General features: G+C 69.6%; 5 protein-coding genes. All 5 read right to left on the bottom strand.

The annotated features are described in order from the left end of the window. Positions 1–227: 227 nt before the first annotated feature. From ACFXAZ_RS39335 to ACFXAZ_RS39315, 5 genes are read right to left on the bottom strand one after another with little or no spacing between them, the layout of a single operon-like run. Positions 228–701 (bottom strand): cytidine deaminase, encoded by a 474-nt coding sequence (locus ACFXAZ_RS39335; RefSeq protein ID WP_384601833.1) that lies wholly within the window; start codon positions 699–701, stop codon positions 228–230. Continuing rightward, entirely contained in the window at positions 691–1509 is an 819-nt protein-coding gene (locus tag ACFXAZ_RS39330; protein ID WP_384601830.1) for a GntR family transcriptional regulator, read from the bottom strand. Before ACFXAZ_RS39330 ends, ACFXAZ_RS39335 begins: the two co-directional genes overlap by 11 nt. After that, entirely contained in the window at positions 1490–2287 is a 798-nt protein-coding gene (locus tag ACFXAZ_RS39325; RefSeq protein WP_384601827.1) for an SDR family NAD(P)-dependent oxidoreductase, read from the bottom strand. Before ACFXAZ_RS39325 ends, ACFXAZ_RS39330 begins: the two co-directional genes overlap by 20 nt. Before the next feature lie 52 nt (positions 2288–2339). Further along, a complete protein-coding gene (locus ACFXAZ_RS39320) occupies positions 2340–3629 on the bottom strand; it encodes an ABC transporter permease (RefSeq protein WP_384601824.1) in 1290 nt (429 codons plus the stop codon). Beyond that, positions 3626–4849 carry an ABC transporter permease gene (locus tag ACFXAZ_RS39315; RefSeq protein ID WP_384601821.1) on the bottom strand — a complete coding sequence of 408 codons (1224 nt, stop codon included), beginning with the start codon at positions 4847–4849 and terminating at the stop codon, positions 3626–3628. The genes ACFXAZ_RS39320 and ACFXAZ_RS39315 overlap by 4 nt, the downstream gene beginning before the upstream one ends. Positions 4850–4957 lie beyond the last annotated feature (108 nt).

Raw genomic sequence — 4957 nt, 5'->3', positions numbered from 1 at the left:
TGGGGTGTTGATGTGTGCGGCGGGGGGGCGGGGGGGGGGGGGGGCGCCGGGCGGGGGCCCCCGGCCCCTTTACCGGCACCGCGGCCGCCCCCCGCGCCGCCCCCCGGGCGACCCCCGCGGGGGGGGTGCCCTGGAGACGGTGTCCGGAAGCGGCGCCTCCGGGTCCGCGTGTAGAGGGCCGGCGGAGGACCAGTCCCACTCACATCCTGCCCCGCCGTGGGGCGATATCAGCCAATGGATTCCGGCAAGTCCTTCGCGCTGAACGCGAGAGGCAGCAGGTCGCGGATATGAACGCGGTAGATGTGCGACAGGGACAGGTCGGAGCACAGAACAACAACGTTGCGATCAGGCGCGCCCGTGAGGTCGAAGATGCGCTGCCTACAGCCGCCGCAGGGGGTGACGGGTTGCCCGGGGCGGTCGGCGTGCGGGTCCCCTCCGACGACTGCGACCGTGGTGAACGCACGGACTCCGTCGGTAATTGCCGCGGCGAGTGCCGCGGATTCGGCGCACACCCCCAGGGGAAAGGACGACGATTCGAAGAAGGTTCCGCAATGCACACGGCCGTCGTCCGCCCGGACGGCGGACCCGACGTGAAAGCGGGATACCGGATTGAATGCCAGCGGCGCGACGGCATGGGCTCGCCGGAGCAGTTCCGACTCCGAGGGGGCCAGGTCGGTGAAGGGCACACGCCTATCGATCATTGGGGGAACTCCTTGTCGTTCGGGGAAGGTCCGGCTGTTCCGGCAGGTCGTCGAGGGGAGATGGGCCGGCCGTCCGCCCTTGGGATGTCACGAGGCCCGAGAGTCCGTGTGAGCGCCGGCGCACGACCTTCGCGGCAGCCTCGGCGTCCCGGGCGGACAGGGCTTGAAGGATTTCCTCCTGTTCGGCCAGTTCCTCGGCGACCCGGTCGGGGTGGGTGTGGCGAGCGGTGATGCTCATCCGCAGTTGGCGGTCGCACAGTTGGTCGTACAACCGGAACAGGATCTGGTTGCCACCGTCGCGCACGATCTCGGTGTGGAAGCGCCGCTGTGTGACGACAGCGGCGGCCAGGTCGCCGTCGGCGGCCTGTGCCTTCTGCTGATCGAGCAGCGTCGCCAGCCGTTCCAGCAGCACCGGTGAGCCGCGTACGGCGGCCCGGCGGGCCGTGTGCTCCTCGATCAGCTGCCGGGTTTCCCTCACGTCGGCGATCTCCTGGGCGGAGACGGGCGGAACCAGAGCGCCCTTCTTCGGGTAGAGCCGGATGAACCCCTCGGCCTCCAGCCGCAGCAGTGCTTCCCGCACGGGGGTGCGCGACACTCCGACAGCCTCGGCCAAGGCGCCCTCCGTGAGGAGTGATCCGCCTTCGTAGCGGCGTTCGAGAACGCCCTGCTTGACGTGCGCGTAGACACGGTCGGCGGCGGGGGGTCGCTTGGGGGTGTGGTGGGCAGCCGTGTTCTTCAGCTCCAACGGGGGGTGTGGCCGGAGTGCCGGCGGGACAGGTGGCGTTGGTCTACTTCGCTCCGGCCACATGGCTGGTGTCTCCGGGGCCGAGCCCCTCGGGACCCATGGCCAGGTATCCGCCGTCGACGGGCAGATCGGTACCGGTGATGAAGCCGGCGCCGGACGACGCGAGGAACACCACGGCCGAAGCGACCTCCGAAGCCTCACCCAGCCTGCGCAGCATGTGGTAGGGACCCCATGTCGGTTCCCATCCTTCACGGTCGTTGTCCACGGCCCCGGCAACCGCGGGGGTCCAGATCCACCCCGGGCTGACCGAGTTGACCCTGATTCCGTCCGAAGCGAGATCCAGGGCCATGCACCGCGTGAGGGACAGGATCGCTCCCTTGGTGCTGTTGTACGTCCAGCGCCCCGCCTGGGCGACGTGGCCGGAGATGCTGGACATGTTCACCACCGCCGCTCCGTCCGTGCGGGCCAGCAGGGGGTGCGCGTGCTGGACCATGACGGCCAGCCCACGAACGTTGACGCCCAGGATCGAGTCCCACTCCTGGGGGGTGGCCTCGACCCCGCGGGCGAGGAAGCTCGCGGCGCTGTTCACCAGGACGTCGAGACGGCCGTGCGTGTCCGCGAAGTCGCTGAAGAAGCGTTCGACCTGCCCGGCGTCCGATACATCGAGCACTGTGCCGCAGGCCGTGCCGGTCTCGCGGAGGCGTTCGACGACTCGGGAGACCTTGTCCGGATCGATGTCCGTGACGACGACATGGTCGCCCTGGGCGCAGAAGGCTTCGGCGCAGGCTTCCCCGATGCCCGAGCCTGCTCCTGTGATGACGACACATCGCTGGGAAATCATGGGCGCTTTTTCCTTGTCCGGTAGTTCTGGGTAGGTGCGGGTGGTCGTCTCGCTAGCGGACGAAGGGTTTTCCGGCCGCCCTGGGCGGCCGGCCGGCCGCTACCAGTCCTGAGACGGCGAGCAGGGTCAGGACGTAGGGGGACATCAGCAGAACCTCGCTCGGTATGGGGGACCCGATGATCGCCAGGTTGCTCTGGACGCTGTTCGCAAGGCCGAAGAACAGCGCGGCGAGAGTGGCCTTGATCGGATCCCAGCGTCCGAAGATGACGGCGGCGAGGGCGATATAGCCCGCGCCGGCTGTGATCTCCTTGCTGAACCCGCCGACGGAGCCGAGAGTGAAGTACGCCCCGCCCACCCCGGCTATCGCTCCGGCGAGCAGAACGGTACGGATACGGAGCCTGAGCACATTGATGCCGACGCTGTCGGCGGCCTGCGGGTACTCGCCCACGGAACGCACCCGCAGGCCCCACCGGGTGCGGAAGAGCGCGAACCAGATGAGGGCGACGGTCGCGTACATGATGTAGACGATGACGGTCTGATGGAAGAGGACCGGGCCCACGACGGGAATGCCCGAGAGCAGTGGCACATCGATGGGTGTGAGGCGCGGCGGGCTCGCCGTGCCCGACGCTCCCACTCCCTGAGCGAAGAGGAAGCTCGTCAGCCCGGTGACGAGGACGTTCAGGACCACTCCGACGATGACCTGGTCCACCAGATGGCGGGTGGAGAGAAAGGCCAGCACCGAGGAGACGGCGGCGCCGGCGACTCCCGCGGCGATCAGCCCCGCGAACGGGCTGCCCGTCAGCAATCCGACGGCGGCGGAGGTGAACGCGCCCGCCAGGAGCTGTCCCTCGATGGCGACGTTGACCACCCCGGCGCGTTCGGAGGTGACGCCGCTGAGCGCCCCGAAGATCAGCGGCACGCTGAGGGCGACGGCTCCCTGGAGGACACCGACCAGGGGGAGGTCGGCTCCGCCGGCCAGGGCGATGACCATCCAGCCCATCGCGACCGTGATCAGCGGCACGGCGGTCCACGTCGGCAGGGCGTGTCCGGAGCGTCCGCGCACGCCGTCGAGGGCGAGCCACCCCAGCAGCAGCGCGGCGACCGCGATCCCGCTGGTCCGCGGATCGATGGTGAGCGAGGGCAGGCCGAACCACTCCGTGCCGTCGGCGAGGATGAGATGGACGCTCTTCTCGCCGCCGACAAGGCCCGTGATGATCAGTACGAGTGCGGTGAGCAGCCCCATCTCCACCGTGCGCCGTCGGGACGACAGCCACGCCCGGGCGCTCGCCACGCTGGTCCGGGGTACGGGAGCGTTGGTCAGGGTACGGTCGAGCGCTGTCATGACCGGGCTCCTTGGAGGGTGGCTTCTGCGGTCGGCTTCGGGATGCGGAACAGCTTCCGGACGAGCGGCGGCGCGGCGATGAGCAGCACGATCATGGCCTGTACGACGGCGGAGATGTTGACGTCGATGCCGTTGACGGCCTGCATGGACAGACCGCCGGCCTTGAGGGCGCCGAAGAGGATGCCCGCCGCGAGAACGCCCCCGGCCCGGGACCGCCCGAGAAGGGCGACGGTGATGGCGTCGAAGCCGATACCGGCGTCGATGCCCGAGCCGAAGCCGGTCCGGACGTTTCCGAGGACCTGGATGACGCCGGCCAGGCCCACCAGGGCGCCCGAGAGTGCCATCACCCAGACGTAGGTGCGCTCGACGCGGATTCCCGCGACCCGTGCGGCGTTCGGGTTCTCACCCACGACACGGAATCTGAACCCGGCCGTCGACCGCTCCAGGACGATCCACACGGCCAGGGTGGCCAGGAGGGCGATCAGGAAACCGGCGTTGATGCTGTACTGGTCACCGAAGAGCCGCGGGAGCAGGGCCGTCGGCAGCATGTCGGGCGTCTCGGGATTGTTCGATCCCGGTGCCTGAAGTGCTCCGGGGGTCTTGAGCAGGTACGACACGAGATAGAACGCGACGAAGTTCAGCATGATCGTCGTGATCACTTCATGCGCGCCCGTCAGTGCCTTGAGCCCGCCGGACAGGGCGCCCCACAGCGCTCCGGCCGCCATGCCCGCGACGAGGGCGACGATGAGGTGGAGGCCCGGCGGGAGGTGGAAGGCGAAGCCGACCCAGCCGGAGGCCGCGGCGCCGAAGAGTATCTGGCCCCGGCCGCCGATGTTGAACATCCCCGCCCGGAAGGCGACGGCCACGCCGAGCCCGGCGACGGTGAGCGGCGCGGCGAAGGTGAGCGTCTCGGTCAGAGGGCGTATTCCGGCGGCGAAGCCGGTGGCCCGGAAGTTGTAGACGGAGCCCTGGAAGAGCGTGGAGTAGGCGCCCCCGACCGAGGAGCCGACGTAGTGGAAGAAGTCCGAGGGGCGGCCGAAGAAGTAGGAGGCCGACTTCTGGACGTCGGGGTCGGTGGCGGCGATCAGGACGGCGCCGACCAGCAGTCCGGCCAGCACGGAGGCGACGGAGACCAGGGCCGCGTTGATCCTGGAACGTCCGGCCCAGCCGGTCAGGTACCGCACGGACCGCTGGAACGGGTTGGCTGTCGAGGCGTTCACGCTGCTTGCTCCACGGTGTCGGGCCGGATGCCGGCCATCATCAGGCCGAGGGTCGCCCGGTCGGTGGTCGCCGGGACGACGCCGACGATCCGGCCGCCGTACATGACG

The sequence above is a fragment of the Streptomyces sp. NPDC059477 genome, from assembly GCF_042749375.1.
Lineage (GTDB): Bacteria > Actinomycetota > Actinomycetes > Streptomycetales > Streptomycetaceae > Streptomyces.
The sequence above is the reverse complement of the archived record's forward strand: the minus strand, read 5'-3'. Positions and strand labels throughout refer to the sequence as shown.

Coding starts and splice junctions, on each gene's coding strand:
- ACFXAZ_RS39335 (WP_384601833.1), bottom strand. CDS start 701: ATGATCGATAGGCGTGTGCCCTTCACCGACCTGGCCCCCTCGGAGTCG.
- ACFXAZ_RS39330 (WP_384601830.1), bottom strand. CDS start 1,509: ATGTGGCCGGAGCGAAGTAGACCAACGCCACCTGTCCCGCCGGCACTC.
- ACFXAZ_RS39325 (WP_384601827.1), bottom strand. CDS start 2,287: ATGATTTCCCAGCGATGTGTCGTCATCACAGGAGCAGGCTCGGGCATC.
- ACFXAZ_RS39320 (WP_384601824.1), bottom strand. CDS start 3,629: ATGACAGCGCTCGACCGTACCCTGACCAACGCTCCCGTACCCCGGACC.